The 19,366-nt window shown below is 66.9% G+C and carries 16 protein-coding genes; 3 read left to right on the plus strand and 13 right to left on the minus strand.

The annotated features are described in order from the left end of the window. The first annotated feature begins 86 nt into the window (after positions 1-86). On the plus strand, positions 87-1,007 hold the full coding sequence (locus LGR44_RS08830) for a LysR family transcriptional regulator (protein ID WP_226739483.1): 921 nt from the start codon (positions 87-89) through the stop codon (positions 1,005-1,007). A 587-nt stretch (positions 1,008-1,594) separates the two neighbouring features. Here LGR44_RS08830 and acuI read toward each other — a convergent pair. The 6 genes from acuI to LGR44_RS08860 form a co-directional block, all read right to left on the minus strand. After that, positions 1,595-2,581, minus strand: coding sequence for an acrylyl-CoA reductase (NADPH) (gene acuI, locus LGR44_RS08835; protein ID WP_226739485.1), 987 nt, complete (start codon positions 2,579-2,581; stop codon positions 1,595-1,597). A gap of 90 nt (positions 2,582-2,671) precedes the next feature. After that, on the minus strand, positions 2,672-3,916 hold the full coding sequence (locus LGR44_RS08840) for an MFS transporter (RefSeq protein ID WP_226739486.1): 1,245 nt from the start codon (positions 3,914-3,916) through the stop codon (positions 2,672-2,674). 197 nt (positions 3,917-4,113) lie between these two features. Next, positions 4,114-5,391, minus strand: a complete 1,278-nt coding sequence (locus LGR44_RS08845; RefSeq protein WP_226739488.1) for a cadherin repeat domain-containing protein — start codon at positions 5,389-5,391, stop codon at positions 4,114-4,116. Positions 5,392-5,693: 302 nt separating this feature from the next. Beyond that, positions 5,694-7,136 (minus strand): M10 family metallopeptidase, encoded by a 1,443-nt coding sequence (locus LGR44_RS08850; RefSeq protein ID WP_226739490.1) that lies wholly within the window; start codon positions 7,134-7,136, stop codon positions 5,694-5,696. 92 nt (positions 7,137-7,228) lie between these two features. Continuing rightward, positions 7,229-8,356 carry a cell wall hydrolase gene (locus LGR44_RS08855; protein WP_226739492.1) on the minus strand — a complete coding sequence of 376 codons (1,128 nt, stop codon included), beginning with the start codon at positions 8,354-8,356 and terminating at the stop codon, positions 7,229-7,231. Positions 8,357-8,528: 172 nt separating this feature from the next. Further along, a complete protein-coding gene (locus LGR44_RS08860) occupies positions 8,529-9,350 on the minus strand; it encodes a helix-turn-helix domain-containing protein (RefSeq protein WP_226740172.1) in 822 nt (273 codons plus the stop codon). A gap of 143 nt (positions 9,351-9,493) precedes the next feature. On the opposite strand from LGR44_RS08860, the gene LGR44_RS08865 reads away from it, so the two are divergent. Then, complete coding sequence (locus LGR44_RS08865; protein ID WP_226739494.1) at positions 9,494-9,895, plus strand: hypothetical protein; 402 nt, start codon at positions 9,494-9,496, stop codon at positions 9,893-9,895. Between the two features lie 78 nt (positions 9,896-9,973). Here LGR44_RS08865 and LGR44_RS08870 read toward each other — a convergent pair whose 3' ends face one another. The 7 genes from LGR44_RS08870 to LGR44_RS08900 form a co-directional block, all read right to left on the minus strand. After that, the gene (locus LGR44_RS08870) at positions 9,974-10,318 is read right to left on the minus strand and encodes a GFA family protein (protein WP_226739496.1); all 345 of its coding nucleotides are present in this window, start codon (positions 10,316-10,318) and stop codon (positions 9,974-9,976) included. Between the two features lie 23 nt (positions 10,319-10,341). Continuing rightward, positions 10,342-10,611 (minus strand): hypothetical protein, encoded by a 270-nt coding sequence (locus LGR44_RS08875; RefSeq protein ID WP_226739498.1) that lies wholly within the window; start codon positions 10,609-10,611, stop codon positions 10,342-10,344. After that, positions 10,611-13,289, minus strand: coding sequence for a pyruvate, phosphate dikinase (gene ppdK, locus LGR44_RS08880; RefSeq protein ID WP_226739500.1), 2,679 nt, complete (start codon positions 13,287-13,289; stop codon positions 10,611-10,613). Before ppdK ends, LGR44_RS08875 begins: the two co-directional genes overlap by 1 nt. A gap of 675 nt (positions 13,290-13,964) precedes the next feature. Next, on the minus strand, positions 13,965-14,615 hold the full coding sequence (locus tag LGR44_RS08885) for a L,D-transpeptidase (RefSeq protein ID WP_226739502.1): 651 nt from the start codon (positions 14,613-14,615) through the stop codon (positions 13,965-13,967). 98 nt (positions 14,616-14,713) lie between these two features. Next, entirely contained in the window at positions 14,714-16,819 is a 2,106-nt protein-coding gene (gene glyS, locus LGR44_RS08890; RefSeq protein WP_226739504.1) for a glycine--tRNA ligase subunit beta, read from the minus strand. 49 nt (positions 16,820-16,868) lie between these two features. Continuing rightward, positions 16,869-17,810, minus strand: a complete 942-nt coding sequence (locus LGR44_RS08895; protein ID WP_226739506.1) for a glycine--tRNA ligase subunit alpha — start codon at positions 17,808-17,810, stop codon at positions 16,869-16,871. A 162-nt stretch (positions 17,811-17,972) separates the two neighbouring features. Then, positions 17,973-18,854 (minus strand): S49 family peptidase, encoded by an 882-nt coding sequence (locus LGR44_RS08900; RefSeq protein ID WP_226739508.1) that lies wholly within the window; start codon positions 18,852-18,854, stop codon positions 17,973-17,975. Positions 18,855-19,019: 165 nt separating this feature from the next. On the opposite strand from LGR44_RS08900, the gene LGR44_RS08905 reads away from it, so the two are divergent. Beyond that, entirely contained in the window at positions 19,020-19,349 is a 330-nt protein-coding gene (locus LGR44_RS08905) for a hypothetical protein (RefSeq protein WP_226739509.1), read from the plus strand. The last annotated feature ends 17 nt before the right edge of the window (positions 19,350-19,366 follow it).

The raw sequence follows: 19,366 nt of genomic DNA on the forward strand, positions 1-19,366 counted from the left end.
GCCATCCGACGTGCCTTAGGGTAAACTTTCCAAACTGCAAAACTAGTGCTAGAAATGCAGGGCCGTCATTGCATGGATGCAAGACCTTGGCCAAACAGCAGAATCTCGACTGGGACGATTTCAGGCTCGTGAAGATCATCGCCGAGGCCAACGGCCTCGCCGGCGCGGCCGAGCGTCTCGGCGTCAATCACTCCACCGTGTTCCGGCGTCTGGGACAGATGGAGGACGGCCTCGGCGTCAAGCTCTTCGAGCGGCACCGGACCGGCTACGTGCTGACGCCCGCCGGCGAGGAGATGGCGGCGCTCGCGGAACAGATGGAAGAGAACGTCACCGCCTTCACCCGCAAGCTCGCGGGCCAGGCCGTGGCGCCCGCGGGCGAGCTGCGGGTCACCACGAACGATTCGCTTCTCATCCACATGCTGACGCCCCTCTTCACCCGCTTCCTCGAAGCCTGCCCCGAGATGCGCCTGGACGTGGTGCTCGCCAACCAGGCCCTGAACCTGTCGAAGCGCGACGCGGATGTGGCCATCCGCGCCACGGACACTCCGCCGGAGACCCTGGTCGGCCGCCGGGTCGCCACCATCGCCTGGGCCGTCTACGGACGGGCCACCGAATTTCCCGATGCGGGCACCGTCGATCCCGGTCTGCTGACGAACCGCCCCTGGGTCGCGCTGGGCGACAACCTGGCGGCGCTCAAGGCCGCCCGCTACGTGCGCGACCGGGTGGCGCCGGAGCTCATCGCCTACAAGGTGAACACGGTGCTCGGCCTGGCCGAGGCCGTGGAGGCGGGCATCGGCATCGGCCCCCTGCCCTGCTTCATCGCGGACGGCCGGCCCGGCCTCGTGCGCCTCTCCGAGATCAACCCCGAATTCTCGGCCGGTCTCTGGCTCCTGACCCATCCCGACCTGCGCCAATCGGCGCGCGTGCGCGCCTTCATGGACTTCATGGCGACCGAGATCGGCAAGCAGCGCAAATGGATCGAGGGCTACGGCCGCAAGGGCGGCTGATCCCGCAATTCCCTGAGGGAGAGATCGCGCGACACCAAGTAAAGGGTTGAGCCGATCAAGGGCTCGTACGAATGGCGCCGCGCGAACTCTCCTCCCCCGATCTCGGGCCTCGGAAGCGCCGCGCTGCTCTCCTCCCCACGGACCTTGGGCCTCGGAAGCGCCGCGTTGCTCTCCTCCCCACAAGCTTCGGCAGGTTCGAAGCTCATGCGGGTGGAGCCAACCTGCTCTCCTCCCCCTTGTGGGGAGGAGGTGGAGGTGGGGGTGTGGGCGCCATCCTGGTTCCAGTCCGGCGCCGGCACCCCCACCCTGGCCCTCCCCACAAGGGGGAGGGAATGAGGTCGCGCTGTACGCAGCCACATCCACGACGGTCGCAACCAAACTCCACCCTCATCCTGAGGAGCCGCGACAGCGGCGTCTCGAAGGAGGCTCCAGTGCACTCCGGAGACTCCTTGCCCTTCGAGACGGTCATGGCGTGATCGCCTCCGGATGGGGGTTGCTGGCGGGACTGAATCAATGCCGATGACCGGAGCGCGGACGCCCCTCCCCAACGGAGAGGCGACGAACCGGCGCGCCCTTCGCGTCCCAGGTCAGCCGATTTCCACCACGACGCGCCCGCGCACCTTGCCCTCGACGATCCGCCGCCCGGCCTCCGTCACCTCGTCGAGGGAGACGGTGGAGGTCATGGCGGCGAGCTTGCCCGGATCGAGCTCGCGCGCGATCCGGTCCCAGGCCTCCATGCGAAGCGCCTTCGGGGCCATCACCGAATCGACCCCGAGCAGGGACACGCCCCGCAGGATGAACGGGGCGACGGTCGAGGGAAGGTCCATGCCGCCAGCGAGGCCGCAGGCCGCGACCGCGCCGCCGTAGCGGGTCATGGACAAGACGTTGGCCAGCGTGGTCGAACCGACCGTGTCGACGCCCGCCGCCCAGCGTTCCTTGGCGAGCGGACGCACGGAGCCGGTCAGTTCGCCGCGCTCAATGATTTCCGCCGCGCCGAGACCTCTCAGGTAATCCGCCTCCTCGGGCCTGCCGGTGGAGGCGACCACGTGCCAGCCCGCCCGGGCCAGCAGCGCCACAGCCACGGAGCCGACGCCGCCGGCCGCGCCGGTCACGATGGCCGGTCCGCGATCCGGCCGCAGGCCGTGCCGCTCCAGTGCCATCAGGCAGAGCATGGCGGTGTAGCCCGCCGTGCCGATGGCCATGGCCTGATGGGGCGTCAGCCCCTCCGGCAGCGGGATCAGCCAATCGCCCTTCACGCGCACCTTCTCGGCATAGGCGCCGAGATGGGTCTCGCCGAGCCCCCAGCCGTTGAGCACGACCGCGTCGCCCGGCTTGAAATCGGGGTGGGAGGACGTCTCGACGGACCCCACCAGATCGACGCCCGGAATCATCGGGAAGCGGCGCACCACCGGCGCCTTGCCGGTGAGCGCCAGCCCGTCCTTGTAGTTGAGGGTCGAATGCGTCACCCGGACCGTGACGTCGCCGTCCATGAGATCGGCCTCGTCGAAGCTCCGCAATTCGACACTCTGCCCGGCTTCGTTCTTGTCGATGACGACGGCCCTGAACGTGCTCATTCCATTCTCCTCCACCACGCCGGACCATTTGTGGCGTGGCGGCCGTTCAGGGCAAGCGCGGGCCGTGTCATTCCTTCGGCGAAGGCGCCGTCACTCCGCCGGCTGCAGGGCCGGCGCGCGCTCGACCGGAGCCTCCTTGATCGGCAGGTTGATCAGCGCGGACGCGATGCCGAGCGCGATCGAGAGCCACCAGACGAAGGTGTAGCTGCCATAGGCCTCGTAGAGCAGGCCGCCGAGCCAGACGCCCAGGAAGCCGCCGACCTGATGCGAGAAGAACGCGAAGCCGTAGAGCATGGCCATGTAGCGCGTGCCGAACATCAGCATCACCAGGGATGATGTGGGCGGCACGGTGGAGAGCCAGAGCAGGCCGATGGAGATGCCGAAGGCGATGGACGTGACGGGCGAGGCCGGCAGCAGGATGAAGGCAGCAATCGCCACCGAGCGCCCGAGATAGATCCAGGCCAGCAGCCAGCGCTTCGACATGCGCGTCGACAGCCAGCCCGAGGAGAGCGAGCCGAAGGCGTTGGCGAGGCCGATCACGGCCAGGGTCCAGCCGCCGATGGCGGCGGACAGCCCCGCATCCTTCAGGTAGGCCGGCAGGTGGGCGGTGATGAAGGCGAGCTGGAAGCCGCAGGTGAAGAAGCCGAGGACCAGCAGCACGTAGGAGCGGTGCTGGAACGCCTCCGACAGGGCCTGCCGGATCGACTGACCCGGCGCGGGCGCCGGTCCGGATGCGGACGCGCCGCCCGCATTGGGGCGTGTCGCGAGAGTGAGCGCCAGGGGCAGGACGAGCAGGACGCTCGCGGCGAAGACCACCAGGGTCTGCTGCCAGCCGAAGGACGCGATGAGCACGTTGCCGATGGGCGGGAACAGGAACTGGCCGAAGGAGCCGGCCGCCGTGCCGGCGCCGAAGGCCATTGGCCGCCACTTCTCGGGCAGGAGCTTGCCGAAGGCGCCGAGCACCAGGTTGAACGAACAGCCGGACAGGCCGAAGCCGATCAGGATGCCCGCGCCCAGATGCAGCATCCCGGGCGTCGTCGCATAGGCCATGACCACGAGGCCGAGCGCATAGAGGATGGCGCCCGCGCACAGAACCCGCAGAGCCCCGAACCGGTCGGCCACGGCGCCGGCGAAGGGCTGGCCGAGACCCCAGAGGAGGTTCTGGAACGCGATGGCGAGGCCGAACACGTCGCGGCCCCAGCCGTAATCCGTCGTCATCGGGATCTGGAACAGACCGGCCGAGGCACGCGGCCCGAAGGTGATGAGGGCGATCAGACAGCCGGAGAGGACGATGACTTCCGGCGAGAAGCGGGAACGATCGGTTTGCGTCGACATGATCGCGATCCTGAAGCGCGGGCCAGGCCCGAAGAGGCCGCACCTTAGCTTGAGTCGCGCATCAGCAGAATTGAAAGTTTGTAGCCTTAGGTATGAGCGGACGTGATGAGTCGTCGATCCAAGACACTCGGAGTCCACTGGGGGAATAACGAGGGACGGCCCTAGCGCCGCCCCTCAAATTATCATGGGACAGCACGTCAGATGAAGAAGAAGTCCTTGTGGGTGAGGGTCTCGCCCTCCTTCTTCTGGAACTTGAAGCTGGCGATCTCCACCATGGCCTTGCGGCCCGAGCCGTCCACGTCCCAGTACAGCTTCTTGCCCTTGAGGATGAAGAAGTCGTCCTTGTCCGTGGCCTTGCTGCCCTTCTTGAAGTAGCTCGCCTTGAGCTTGGCCGGCTTGTCGAGCGAGGCGTTCTTTTTCTTCAGGTACTTGGCGATGGTCTTGTTGGTGAAGGCCGCATCGTCGAAGAACAGGCTGTCGTACTTGGAGCCGAAGTCGTAGATCTTGTCCTTGTTCCGGTTGGCCACGCTCTTGCTGGTGAGCTTGGTGTCGAACACGAAGGCATCCTTGCTGGTCTTGCCCTTGCCGCCGTAGAGCTTGTCCTTGCCGGCGCCGCCGCCGATGGTGTCGTGGCCGCCGCCGCCGGAGAGCCGGTCGTTGAGGGCGCCGCCGAAGAACACGTCGTGATCGGCCGAACCGGCGGTGATCTCCGGGTTCACGTCGGTGACGTTGATCACAAGGTCCTTGGTGAGGCTTGAGCCGGCGCGGTCGGTGACCTTGACCTTGACGGTGTGCGAGGCCGCCTGCTCGAAGTCGAGCTTGAAGCCGTTCGCCACCAGAAGCTTGTCGCCCTCGATCTTGAAGCGGCCGCCGGCATTGTCGAGCAGCGTATAGGTGAGCGCGTCGCCAGTGGTGCCGACGTTGACGTCGTGGCCCACCAGCGTGCCCACCACCGCTCCGGCCGCCGCGCCCTCCCGCACCGTGCCGGCGCTGAGCGTCACATCGTGCGGCGCCTTCTCCGGCAGGAAGCGCTGCTGGTAGATGTCGAAGTCGCCGCTCTGGCCTGAAGCCCAGCTCACCACCCAGCCGCCATCGGCCAGCGCCGTTACCGAGGGGGCCTCCTTCCAACCATTGGGTGTCGTATTGACGAGGATGTCGACAGGAGATGCCGCGACACCGTTGCGGTCGAACACCTGCATGTAGACCTCGTCATCGTTATCGTCGTCATAGGACGCCCAGGTCACGACCCAGCCGCCATCCGCCAGCGCCGTTACGCTCGGGTCGAACTGTTTGCCTGCCACGGTGACGTTGACGAGCCGGTCGGCGGCGGAGGCGGCGTTGCCGTCGCGGTCGAACCGCTGCTGGTAGATGCCGTAGCTGTCGCCGTCTTGGCCGTCGGAATCCCAGGTCACCACCCAGCCGCCATCCGCCAGCGCCGTCACGCTGGAATAGTACTGGTTATTTGCCGTTGCCACGTTGACCCGAGTTTCCAAGCCGATCCTATGTATCGTCATCGCTTACCTCGACAGAAGATGTTCCCCAGCCCAGCGAGGCCTCGGCCCGGTGGGCATTCAGGCCATACTAGCCGCCATCGGATATGTTACAATGTTTATATTAAGTCTGTCGGCACTCCCGGCAAAGCGACGGACCTGACACTCCCCTTTGCCTCCTCGGCAACAAGAGGACCGAGCAGGCGAGCCTGAGCTTCCTGGAGCCGCCTCCGAACTGGCGGTGAACCTTCAGGCCCGGATCCATTGCCAGGCCTGGAGGAACCCGATCAGACGAAGAAGAAGTCGGATGCGGAGAGGGTGGCGCCCTCGCCCTTCTGCAGCTTGAGGCTGGCGATCTCCACCATCGCCTTCCGGCCGGAGCCGTCCACGTCCCAGTACAGTTTCTTTGTATTCGGGTTCCAGATGAAGAAGTCGTCCTTCTCCTTGGCGCGATTGAGGGCAAAATTCTCTGCCTTCAGGGGCGACGGGTCGGCTTGGCTGCCCTTGCCGAGCTTCTTGAAGATCCCGTCGTCGAGCCAGATCCTATCCGTGCCGGGCGCGAAATCCGTGATCTTGTCCCGGTTGGTGCGGCTGTTGGGCTTCGAGTCGAACACGAAGACGTCGGCGCCCGAGCCGCCGGTGAGCACGTCGTTGCCGGCCCGGCCTTTCAGGATGTCGTCGCCGGCATGGCCGATCAGCCGGTCGGCGCCGCCATTGCCCGCGAGCAGGTTCGCGGCCCCGTTGCCCACGAGGCGGTCGTCGCCGCGGCCGCCATAGGCGTTCTCGATCACCACGCCCTTGGCGATGGTGTAGCCGCCGGCGATGTCGTCCTGGTGGGAGACGAAGCCGCCCGCATGCCGGCTCCCCGCCTCCAGGGTCGCGGCGCGCAGGTCGATGGTCACGTCGTCGGTGGCGCGCGTGCCGTTGATCGTGTCCCGCCCTCCCGTGTCCCAGATGCAGGACCAGCCGGTGCCGGGGGCGTTCCGGCTCGGGAGGCGGTAGGTCGTGTTTCCGTCCGCCGTGGTCGTGTTCTCGCCGTAGAGCGCCTGCAGGGCGGCGATGTCGAAGGCGCCGAGGCCCGTCTGGGCGCCGAAGGATTCGTCGTGCGGGACCCGGTCCCAGCCGGTGCTGTAGGACATCACGGTCCAGATGCCCTGGTTGTGCCCGTGGCGGCCCGTGTCGTCGGAGCCGCCGACGCCCGGAAACTTGGTGCCGTCGCCGTTCAGGCCGCCGTCGTGGGGATGTGCCAGCCCCAGCCCGTGGCCCAGCTCGTGGACGATGGTGTTGAGCCCGTCGCCTCCGGCCTTGCGGTGCTTCCAGCCCGGGCTCCCGGGATTGAAATATCCCCAGACCTGCCGTCCGCCGGGAGGCTCGTGCGCTCCCATGGTGAAGAAGTCGATTTCCGTCTTCCACCACACGATGTCGGCCTCTTCCACCGTCGTCGCGGGAGCGAAACTGAGGCCGCAGACCTTCTCGTAGAGCGAGATCGCATGGGCGAAGGCCCTCACCTCGCCGCTCGTCCAGGCCTGGGCCCCGGAAGCGTCGACCAGATAGTCGCCGTATTGGCTGGTGCCGTGCACCTTGCTGGCGGCGGCGTAGTCGGCCCCCGACCCGAAATAGACCTTGATCGGCCCGCCGGCCGGATCCCAGGTCGTCCCGCCCCAGATCAGGGAATCGACATAGACATTCCCGTAACCGGAACCGGGGACGGATTTCTTGACGGCCGCCATGGGGTCTCCTGCTGTGGACGAGGCTCAGGCCCTTGATAGCCCGCCCGAGCCCTTCCGCAGCGTGAGGCAGCGCACCGAACGGACAAGCTTGCTCAGGTCTGCCCCGGCCGCAGCTTATAGAAGATGTGGCGGCCGATCACGTCCATCTTCTTCAGGCGGCGCGCCCAGTAGGGGCGCACGTAGTTGGCGTGGTAGTGGGTCGATCCGCCCACCTCCGCCAGATAGGTCTTGCCTTCGAGCACGGCGCTCGCGACGCGCTTGGCCCGCTCCCAGGATTCGGACTCGCCGATGCGCAGCTTCTTGCCCTCGCAGGCGAAGGTGAACTGGCAGGCGAGATGGCGGTGGCGGTTCTGGTAGACCACGCCGCAGACGGAGGACGGGTAGAGACCGCTCTTCACCCGGTTCAGGACCACCTGCGCGACCGCCGCCTGCCCCTCTTCCGGCTCGCTGCGGGCCTCGAAATAGACCGCCTCGGCGAGGCAGCGCTGCTCCTTGCTCAGGTCGTCGGGATCGATCAGGTCCGCATAGCGGGGCCGGTCGTCGTCCTTGGGAACCACGGTGCCGTCGAAGCCGCCGTTGCGATCGAGGCGCGGCGATTGCAGGGAGACCGGCGCGGCGGCGATCTCGATGGGGGTGGAATCGACCGGCGCGGGCGTGGTCGAGGACAGGGCCACGGCGCGGCGCACGGTCGGGGTCGTGGCGCTTCCTGCGGCGCCCGTCGAGCCGGCGGCCGCCGCGGCCGGCGATTGCACGGAGCTCGCCCGGCGGGTCGTGGTGTATTCGGGCGCCTCCCAGGGCTCGAAATCCTGCTCCATCTCGGGGCCTTCGAGCTTGCCTTCCATGAGAATCGTCGGCGGCAGGAGCCGCTCGTCCTGACCGAAGAGCAGCCGCGTCCCGGCCTGTTGGAGCATCGGGCGCAGTTCGCCCGCGCGGCGGGACAGGGTGATGCGGGGCTGGACCAGCGGATCGCCCTTGCGGGCGCGCTCGACCGCCGGAAGGGCGCCGGCGTCCTTCTTCGTCTCGTCCTGGAGCGGCGAGCCGTTCACGAGGTCGTCCGGCAGATCGTAGCGGGGAAGCGTCCTGAGCACGCCCAAATCAGCGCGGCTGTCGGCTGGAATGGAGGGCACGAGGTTCGTCCCCGCCAGGCGGGCCATCGCGCCACGCGGGGCAAAGCTCACGCCGGACTGGGGATCGTTGCTCGCCGACGCGGTGAAGGACACCAAAAGACCGGCCGCAAGAGCCCAGGGCGCCGTGGTTGCGCAAATCCATCTGACCCGAGAGCGACGATAATGTATACGCACGCGACCACACCCTACCGGAACCCGCCAGTGGAGCATCCCTCGGGAATGCTCCGGCTCGGTATGGTTATCGCCCTTTAAGGTTGATGGGGGGTTAAGGCCCGGGATTCCCCCGCCCCTCGGCCATGCGCCGCAGGAGAAGCGCGGTCTCCGCATCGGCGGGGAAAAAGGCCTCGATGGCGAGCTCCGACAGGGTCACGTCGACGGGCGTGCCGAAGACCGTGGTCGTGCTGAACAGGGTCAGCACGCCCTCGGGTACCGTCAGTTTCAGGGGCACGACGACGCCGGCATAATGATCGGCCGGCGCAGGCCCGCGCCGCGCGGCATCGGGTATCGGATAGGCGCTCAGCTCCTCCATCAGGCCGGACAGAACCGCGTCGCCCGTCACGTCCACCTGGTGGCGCAGGCGCGTCACGAGGTGGTTGCGCCATTCGGTAAAGTTCACGATGCGCCGGGCAATCCCGGCGGGGTGCACGCTCAGGCGCAGCACGTTCACCGGCGGCTTGAGGAGCGCCGGATCGACATCGCCGATCAGCGGAAACAGCGCATCGTTCGCGGCGATCAGGTGCCAGTGCCGGTCCACCGCCAGCGCGGGATAGGGATCGTGCCCCTTGAGCACCAGATCGACCGCTTGGCGCGCGCTGCGCAGTTCCGGATCGTCGAGGGATTTCTGCGAATAGACCGGCGCATAGCCTGCCGAGACCAGCATGATGTTGCGCTCCCGCAGGGGCATGTCGAGCTTCTCGGCCAGATGCAGCACCATCTCGCGGCTGGGCTGCGAGCGGCCGGTCTCCAGGAAGCTGAGATGCCGGGTGGAGATGTCGGCCTCGAGCGCCAGATCGAGCTGGCTCATGCGGCGGCGCTGGCGCCATTCGCGGATATGGTCGCCGACCGGTTTCGTGGAATTCGTGTTCATCATGGCCGGACGATAGCCCGAGGCAGGATCATCTTCCAATGACCTCCGAGGTAATCGACGGGCCGCACGGGCGGCGCAATCCTTCAGGCACGGTCGATGGCCCTTCCCGCCATGGACCTCAACCGAGCCAAGAGGAACCTGCCATGCCGACGATCATCCCCTCCCCGCTTCTCCGCCAGGCCCTGCTCGCCGACGCTTCGACCAGCGCCGCCTTCGCCGTGCTGATGGTGCTGGCCGCCGGCCCCTTGAGCGGCCTTCTCGGCCTGCCGGAGATGCTCCTGCGCCTCGTGGGCGCGGTGCTCGTGCCCTATGCGGCGCTCCTCGCCTATATGGGCCTGCGCAGCCACCTGCAGCGCCCCCTCGTCTGGGCCGTCGTGATCGGCAATGCCCTGTGGGTGGCGGACAGCGCGCTGCTTCTCGTGAGCGGCTGGGTCGAGCCGACACGGGCCGGCTATGCCTTCGTGATCGCTCAAGGCCTGGTGGTGCTGATGTATGCGGAGTTCCAGTATGTCGGCCTGCGCCGGTCGCAGGCGGCGACCGCATAGGACATGACGGCCCTGCAGCCTCGCAGGCACTGCGTCTCACCTCTCCTCAGGGAGAGGTGAACGTGCGTCTGCACGCCGTCAGAAGTTCCGCCCGTCCACCGGGACGAGCTCGAGCTCGGACAGCTCCACATCCTCCAGGCAGCGCACGTTGATCGCCGCCGTCGCCTCGCCGGTCGGCTTCTTGCCCTCGCCGAAGGGCGCGCAGCCGCAGGTCGAGCAGAACCGGTGCTGGATGGTGTGGGTGTTGAAGGTGTAGGTCGCGAGATCCTCCTCGCCGCGCAGGATCGTCAGTGCGCCGCGCGGCACGAAGGTCAGGAGATAGCCCTTCCGCCGGCAATGGGAGCAGTTGCATTCGATGACCTGGTCGAGATCGGCCTCGACCTCGAACGCCACCTTGCCGCAATGGCACGAACCCTTGTGCATGTGCCCCTTCCCCTATTTCCGTCTCAGGTTCCGATAGCCAGGAATGCGGTGACGATGAGGCCCGCGCCCAGGACGCCGACGAAGCGGTCGCCCATGGTGAGGGGCTCCGCCTTGCCTCGGGCAGCCGCCTGGCCGATGACGATGTCGAGAACCAGAGAAACCACGAACGGCCAGGCGGCGGGCGTGATCGCCGCCTCCTGCCATGTCGGGTTCTGCGCCGCGACCCATCCGATCACGACGCCCGTGACGATCATCGCGGCGATGTAAAGCAGCCTGCTGCGGGAGAGCGCCATCAGGCTTGGCTCGCGGCCTTGACGCCGAGCGCCGCCTGCGCCGCCGCGAGGCGGGCGATCGGCACGCGGTAGGGCGAACAGGAGACGTAGTCGAGACCCGTCTCCTGGCAGAAATGGATCGAGGCCGGGTCGCCGCCATGCTCGCCGCAGATGCCGAGCTTGATGCCGTTGCGGGTGTGCTTGCCGCGCTCCACCGCGATCCGGATCAGTTCGCCGACGCCCTCCTGGTCGATGGTGACGAACGGATCGGCCGCGAGAATGCCCTTGCTCGTGTAGGAGCCCAGGAACGACGCGGCGTCGTCGCGCGAGATGCCGAGCGCGGTCTGCGTCAGGTCGTTGGTGCCGAAGGAGAAGAACTCCGCGGCCTCCGCGATCTCGCCCGCGCGCAGGGCAGCGCGCGGCAGCTCGATCATCGTGCCGACCTGATACTCCACGGTGACGCCCGTTTCCTTCGCGACCGCCTCCGCCATGGCGACGATGCGCGCCTTCACCAGGTCGAGCTCGGCCTTGGTCATGACGAGGGGCACCATGATCTCGGGCACCACCGGCTCGCCCGTGGCGCGGCCGGCCTCCACCGCCGCCTCGAAGACGGCGCGGGCCTGCATCTCGGCGATCTCCGGATAGGCGATGGCGAGGCGCACGCCGCGGAAGCCGAGCATGGGGTTGAACTCGTGCAGTTCGCGCGCCCGGTGCCTCAGCTTCTCCACCGATGCGTTCATGGCCTTCGCGACCTCCTGCATCTCGGCTTCCGAGTGCGGCAGGAACTCGTGCAGCGGCGGATCGAGCAGGCGGATCGTGACCGGCAGGCCGCTCATGATCGTGAAGAGTTCAGCGAAGTCCTTGCGCTGCATGGGCAGCAGCTTGGCGAGCGCCGCGCGGCGGCCGGCCTCGTCGTCGGCGAGGATCATCTCGCGCACCGCGACGATGCGGTCGCCCTCGAAGAACATGTGCTCCGTGCGGCACAGGCCGATGCCCTCGGCGCCGAAATTGCGCGCGGTCCGGGCGTCGAGCGGCGTCTCCGCATTGGCGCGCACCTTCATGCGGCGCACCTTGTCGGCCCAGCCCATGAGGGTGGCGAACTCGCCGGACAGCTCGGGCTCCAGCATCTTCACCTGGCCGAGCAGCACTTGGCCGTTCGAACCGTCGATGGTGATGACCTCGCCCTTCTTCAGGGCCTGGCCCGCGACCGTGAGGGTCTGGGAGGCGTAATCGACGCGGATCGAGCCCGCGCCCGACACGCAGGGCTTGCCCATGCCGCGCGCGACCACCGCCGCGTGGGACGTCATGCCGCCGCGGGTGGTGAGAATGCCCTCGGCCGCGTGCATGCCGTGGATGTCCTCGGGGCTCGTCTCGACGCGCACGAGGATGACCTTGTGGCCGGCCTTCTTGGCGGCTTCGGCATCGTCCGAGTTGAACACGATGGCGCCCGAGGCCGCGCCCGGAGAGGCCGGCAGGCCGGTGGCCAGGATCCGGCGCTCGGCCTTGGGATCGATGGTGGGATGGAGAAGCTGGTCGAGGGCCGCGGGCTCGACGCGGTTCACCGCCTCCTCCTGCGAGATCAGCCCCTCGGATGCCAGCTCCACCGCGATGCGCAGGGCCGCCTTCGCGGTGCGCTTGCCGTTGCGGGTCTGGAGCATCCAGAGCTTGCCCTTCTCGACCGTGAATTCCATGTCCTGCATGTCACGGTAGTGCTTTTCGAGAATGCCGTAGATGCGCACCAGCTCGGCATAGGCCTCCGGCATGGCCCGTTCCATGGAAGGCCTGTCGGAGCCCGACGCCACCCGCGCCTTCTCGGTGATGTCCTGCGGGGTGCGGATGCCCGCCACCACGTCCTCGCCCTGGGCGTTGATGAGGAACTCGCCGTAGAGCTCCTTTTCGCCGGTGGAGGGATTGCGCGTGAAGGCGACGCCGGTGGCCGAGGTCTCGCCCATGTTGCCGAAGACCATGGCCTGCACGTTCACGGCCGTGCCCCAGCTCGCCGGAATGCCGTGGAGTTCGCGGTACTTGATGGCGCGGTTGTTCATCCAGGAGCCGAACACGGCCCCGATGGCGCCCCAGAGCTGCTCGTGCGGGTCCTGCGGGAAGGGCTTGCCCAGCTCCTTCTCGACGATGCTCTTGTAGCGCGGAAGCAGGGACTTCCAGTCGTCGGCGGTCATATCCGTATCGAGGGTGTAGCCGCGGCGGTCCTTGTACTCGTCGAGAACTTCCTCGAAATGGTGGTGCTCGATCCCGAGCACGACGTTCGAGTACATGGTGATGAAGCGGCGATAGGAATCGTAGGCGAAGCGCTCGTCGTTGGCGTCCTTCGCGACCGCGTCCACGGTGGTGTCGTTGAGGCCGAGATTGAGGACGGTGTCCATCATGCCCGGCATCGAGGCGCGGGCGCCGGAGCGGACGGAGACGAGAAGCGGGTTGGCGGCATCGCCGAAAGTGCGGCCCGTGAGGCCGCCCACATAGCTCAGCGCCTTCGCGACCTGGTCCTTCAACTCCTGCGGATAGGAGCGGCCATGGTCGTAATAGTAGGTGCAGACCTCGGTCGTGATGGTGAAGCCCGGAGGAACGGGCAGCCCGAGATTGGACATCTCGGCGAGGTTGGCGCCCTTGCCGCCCAGGAGATTCTTCATCCCCGCCTCGCCCTCGGCTTTTCCGTCACCGAAGGTGTAGACCCACTGCGTCATCGCTCGACCCTTTTGGCTTTTCGTCCTGCTGAAGCGCAGGTGAAGGCTTGAAGCATGCGGGACCAAAACGCAACCTGAACGGCCAAGGTTCCTTAGTCTAAGAAACCAAGGCGCTCCGCCGTCTTCACGCCCGGCGTCATTCCGGGCTCCGCTCCGCTCGCCCCGGAATGACGCCGGGAACACGACGCTTCGCCTAATGGCCGGGACAGGCTCGGCCAAGACAAATCATTTATACAGGGTTTGTCAGTTCCGGTGAAAATCCGTTGCCCCATAAGAGTGACCGATGGGCCCTATCAGCGCACGGGCCAGCTAGTCACAGCTCACGTTGACGCTAAGAGAGTGGCAGGCCATTGTCGTTTTGCTTAGAACAGATAGAGCACGAAGAAACAGAGATAAATAACAAGGAAGCAGACTGGTGCTATCCAGTAGCTATGCCAGCTTTCCAGGACAGGAATGAGGCGCCCTCTCCTAGTCGCGAGGAGAAGAAGGAAGAGAACCACCCATAGGATCGGTTGGTAATAAAGAATGGCCGCGTAAGGGTCGACGAAGTAACGAGCGAGTACGTCAGCTGCAAGGAACGACGCGAGGCCGCTCACAAGCGCGTAGAGAATGACGATGCCCGTGGACTTGAGTATGCTCCCGAGCATCGTTTGACCCTCAGACAGTGGGCAGGCCTCAGACCCGGTAGCGCCCGTTGCGCTTCACGTAAACGGTGGTTCCGACGGGCACGCGCTCGTAGAGATCGACGATGTCCTCGTTCAGCATGCGCACGCAGCCGGAGGAGACCTGCTCGCCGATGCTCCAGGGCTCGTTGGTGCCGTGGATGCGGAAGAGCGTGTCGGCGCCGTTCTGGTGCAGGTAGAGGGCGCGGGCGCCGAGCGGATTGTCGAGACCGGCCTCCACGTGGCGCGGCAGGTCGGGCTTGAGGCTCACCATGGTGGTGGTCGGCGACCAGGCCGGCCACACGCCCTTGCGGCCGACCGTCGCGGTGCCCTTCCAGGAGAAGCCCTGCTTGCCGACGCCGACGCCGTAGCGAATCGCCTTGTTGTCGGCCTGCACGAGATAGAGCATCCGCTCGTCGATATGGACGACGATGGAGCCCGGCTTCTCGGGGCCGTTATAGGCCACGGTCTGCCGGGCGTATTTCGGGTCCATCCTGCTGCGGTCGACCAGCGGCACGTTGTGCGGCTTGTCCGGCATGGAGCCGATATACCAACCCGCATAGGGATCGGCTTCCGCCGCGGCCTGGGGAGGCTGCTGGATGGACTGGCAGGCAGCGAGAGGCGCAATGGCGATTGCGCCGAGCAGAAGACGTCGAGTGAGCATCGGCTGTCCCAAGACAGGGTAACGGAGTTGCCCCTGCCTAACGCGAAGTAACGAGTCTGGCTGTGCCCTGCTTGCAACAGCCGGACTCGAATGTGAGCTCAGCCCTCGATCCGGGAGAAATCGGCCACCGCCCGGGTGGCCTCGCGGAAGGCGTTGAGGAGCTTCAAGCGGTTCTCGCGCAAGGCGGAATCCTCCGCATTCACGGTCACTTTGTCGAAAAAGGCGTCCACGGGCTGGCGCAGGCGCGACAAAGCGCGCATGGCGCCCTCGAAATCCTCGTTCTCGACCGCGACGGCCGCTTCCTGCCGCGCTCCGTGCAGAACCACCGCCAGGGCCTTCTCCTCGATCTGGCCCTGCGCATTCACGATTTCGAGATCCGGCGCCTCGCTGTACGAGCGCCCGTCCTTCTTCTCCTCGATCCGCAGGATATTCGCCGCGCGGCGGTATCCGGCGAGGAGATTCGCCCCGTCCTCCGTGTCGAGGAAGCGGCCCAGCGCCTCCACGCGCCGGACGATCATGAGAAGGTCGTCCTGGCCCGGAAGCGCGAACACGGCGTCGATGAGGTCGTGCCGGGCGCCCTGGTCGCGGAGATAGACCTTCAGGCGGTCGGCGAAGAAGGAGAGGAGATCGGCCGCGACGCCTTCATTCGCCTCGGCGGCGGCGAAGGCGCGGCTCTTCATGACCTGCTGCACGAAATGCAGGCGAATGTCGTTCTCCAGCACCAGCCGGATCACGCCCAAAGCCGCGCGGCGCAGGGCATACGGATCCTTCGATCCCGTCGGCTTCTCGTCGATGGCCCAGAAGCCCACCAGCGTGTCGATCTTGTCGGCAAGCGCCACAGCCACCGAAACCGGATCGGTCGGCACCCGGTCGGAGGGGCCCAGCGGCTTGTAGTGCTCCTCGACGGCCGCCGCGACGGACGGGTTCTCGCCCTGCAGCGTCGCGTAGTAGCGGCCCATCAGGCCCTGAAGCTCGGGGAACTCGCCCACCATCTCGGTGACGAGGTCGGCCTTGGCGAGGCGCGCGGCGCGCTCGGCCAGTTCGGGATCGGCGCCCACGATGGGAGCGAGGTTGCGCGCCAAGGCCGCGATGCGCTCCACGCGCTCGTGCTGGGTGCCGAGCTTCTCATGGAAGACGATGGATTTCAGCTTGTCGAGCCGGTCCTCCAGCTTCACCCTCTGGTCCGTTTCCCAGAAGAACTTGGCGTCGGAGAGACGCGCGCGCACCACGCGCTCGTTGCCGCCCACGATGGTCTTGCCGCCGTCCTTGGCGACGAGGTTCGAGGTCAGCAGGAACCTGTTGGCCAGCTTGCCGGTCTTGGGATCGCGCAGCACGAAGCACTTCTGGTTGGCGCGGATCGTGGTGCGGATCACCTCCGGCGGAATGTCCAGGAAGGCCTCGTCGAAGGAGCCCATGAGCACCACCGGCCATTCCACGAGGCCGGCGACCTCCTCCAAAAGCCCCTCGTCCTCCACGAGTTCGAGTCCCTGCGCGAAAGCGAGGTCCCGCGCGTCGTGGAGAATGATGTCCTTGCGGCGGTCTGCATCGAGCACGACCTTGGCGCGCTCCAGCGCCGGCGCGTAGTCGTCGAAGCGCTTCACCCGGAAAGCGCCCGGCGACAGGAAGCGGTGGCCGTGGGTGACGTCGCCGGAGGCGATGCCGTCGACCTCGAAATGCACCACTTCGGGGTCCTCCGTCTCGGGCCCGAAGGTGCAGACGATGGATTGCAGCGGGCGCACCCAGCGGAGCGAGCCGGGGTCCTTCGAGGCTGCGCCCCAGCGCATGGATTTCGGCCAGGGGAAGGTCTTGACGATCTGGGGCACGATCTCCGCCAGCACGTCCTGGGTGGTGCGGCCGGGCTTCTCGATGACGGCCACGTAGAACTCGCCCTTCTTGGGGTCGCTCTCGATCTTCGCCTGTTCGAGCGAGGTCAGCCCCGCTCCTTTCAGAAAGCCCTGAACCGCCGCCTCGGGTGCGCCGACGCGGGGGCCTTTGCGCTCCTCGCGCACGTCCTGCCCCTTCACGGGCAGGCCCGCCACATGGAGCGCGAGCCGGCGCGGGGTCGCGAAGGCCTTGGCGCCCTCGTAGACGAAGCCGCGCTCCACGAGCGCATCGGTGACGAGCTTCTTCAGATCCTCCGCCGCACGGCGCTGCATCCGGGCGGGGATTTCTTCGGAGAAGAGTTCAAGGAGAAGGTCGGGCATGACAGGACTTTGAAATCGAGGAAGGAAGGGATCGAAGGAGCACGCCGCCTCAAGCGGCCACGCCCCCGCCCTCGGTCTTCAGCCATGCGGCGCCGCAGGCCTTGGCCAGCTCGCGGACGCGCAGGATGTAGCTCTGGCGCTCGGTGACGGAGATCACGCCGCGGGCGTCGAGCAGGTTGAACATGTGGCTGGCCTTGATGCACTGGTCGTAGGCCGGCAGCGCCATGAGGTGGCGGCTGTCGTTGGCGCCCGGCTTCGGCTCGCCGTCCGCCAGGTACTTGCGGCAGGCGGCCTCCGCGTCGCGGAAATGGCGGAAGAGCATCTCCGTGTCGGCATATTCGAAGTTGTGCCGGGAATATTCCTGCTCGGCCTGGAGGAAGACGTCGCCGTAGGTGACCTTCCGATCGCCCTCCAGCCCGTTGAAGTTGAGGTCGTAGATCGATTCCACGCCCTGGAGATACATGGCGAGGCGCTCGAGCCCGTAGGTGAGCTCACCGGCCACGGGGGAGCACTCGAAGCCCGCCACCTGCTGGAAGTAAGTGAACTGCGAGACCTCCATGCCGTCGCACCAGCACTCCCAGCCGAGGCCCCAGGCCCCGAGGGTCGGGCTCTCCCAGTCGTCCTCGACGAAGCGGATGTCGTGGACGCCCGTATCGATGCCGATGGCCTCCAGCGACTTCACGTAGAGCTGCTGGATGTCCGGCGGGTTCGGCTTCAGGATGACCTGGAACTGGTAATAGTGCTGGAGCCGGTTGGGGTTCTCGCCGTAGCGCCCGTCCTTCGGGCGCCGCGAGGGCTGGACATAGGCAGCGCGCCAGGGTTTCGGCCCGAGGGCGCGCAGGGTCGTGGCCGGATGGAAGGTGCCGGCGCCCATCTCCATGTCGTAGGGCTGGAGGATCACGCAGCCCTGTTCGGCCCAGTAGCGCTGAAGGGTGAGGATCAGCCCCTGAAAGGAGCGCGCAGGATTCATATGCGCGGTTTCGCTCGTCATTTCGGCGTCCGGTGGTTGGAAATCTCTGTCGAACCCTTGGGAGTTGGGGCGGCGCAAGTCAAGCGCCGGGGCGGACCGCCCCCTCGTCATTCCCGGCCGGAGGCGGCGGACGGGAAGGGAATCCCCTTCCCGGTCCTTCGGACTACCAGGGCTGAAATGGTGCTACAGCCCCAGCCGCGACCAGGAGGCCCGCTCCTCCAGGGCGCCGATCATCTCGGCCGGGTCGATCAGGCTGGTCTGGCCTCCGGGCCGGCGGCCCAGGAGACGGGCGAGGAGCGGCTGACGGGCCGGTTCGATCACGCGCAGCTGCACCTTGTCGCCGAAGCGCTCGCGCAGGACCGTGCGGATGTCGCCGATGCCGTCCACGAGGCCGAGGCCCCTCGCCTCCTCGCCGACCCAGAAGGCCCCGGAGAAGAGTTCGCCGTTGGCCTGGTCGAGCTTTTCGCCCCTGCGCGACTTCACGAGATCGATGAAGACGCCGTGGATGTGCCGCTGCAGGTTCTTGAGGCGCTCCACGTCCTTGGGGTCCTCGGGCCGGAAGGGGTCGAGAATGGCCTTGTTCTCACCCGCCGTATGCACGCGCCGCTCGATGCCGAAGCGCTCGATGAGGCGGTCGAAGCCGAAGCCGGCGGACACGACCCCGATGGAGCCGACGATCGAGGACGGATCGGCGAAGATCTCGTCCGCCGCACAGGCGATCATGTAGCCGCCCGAGGCCGCCGCATCCTCCACGAAGGCGATGACCGGAACCTTCTTTTCCTCCGCCAGGGCGCGGATACGCCGGAAGATCAGGTGGGACTGCGCCGGCGAGCCGCCGGGGGAGTTGATGACGAGGGCCACGGCCGAGGCGCCCTTGATCGAGAAGGCGCGCTCGAGAACCGGGGCCATGCTCGACATGGCAAGGCCCGGCCTCAGGGGCATCACCGCCCCGATGGGACCCGAGAGGCGCACCACCGGAACGATTGGAACCTGCGGCCTCAGCCGGCCGGGAAGCAGAAAATGGAGGCGCTGGGGAAGCAGCGTCGAGAGGGTGATCTGGCTCATGACGGGAATGTAGTGCGCGCGGCGCAGCTTCCCAAGATGAACATTCCTTTAGGGAATTGGTCGGACTGCGTTCAGCTGGGCCCGTTTAAACCTTCAGCATGAACAGCAGCCCTGTCGATACTTCATTTTCAGATCGCAACACGGCGCGGAATTGAGGAGACATCCATGCGTAAACTGCTTCTCGGCCTCTTCGGCCTTCTTGCCCTGGGCTTCGGCGCCTTCACCGCCCAGCCCGCCGAGGCCCAGCCCTATTATCCCGGCTACCGGCAGCACTGGGGCGGCCCGGCCGTCACCGTGCAGTTCGGCCCGCCGCGCTACGAGTACCGGAGGCCCTACCGCGCCCGGCGCCACTACCGCCCCTACCGTCACTATCGCTACGCCCGTCCGGTCTATGGCCGCCCGGTCTATGCGGGTCGGCGCTGCTTCGTGCGGCCGCAGCGGGTCTGGACGGATTACGGCTGGGTCCGGCGTCCCGTGCGGGTCTGCCGCTGGTAAGAAGGCCGACAGGCCGA

Source organism: Microvirga lenta (assembly GCF_020532555.1).
GTDB classification, from domain to species: domain Bacteria; phylum Pseudomonadota; class Alphaproteobacteria; order Rhizobiales; family Beijerinckiaceae; genus Microvirga; species Microvirga lenta.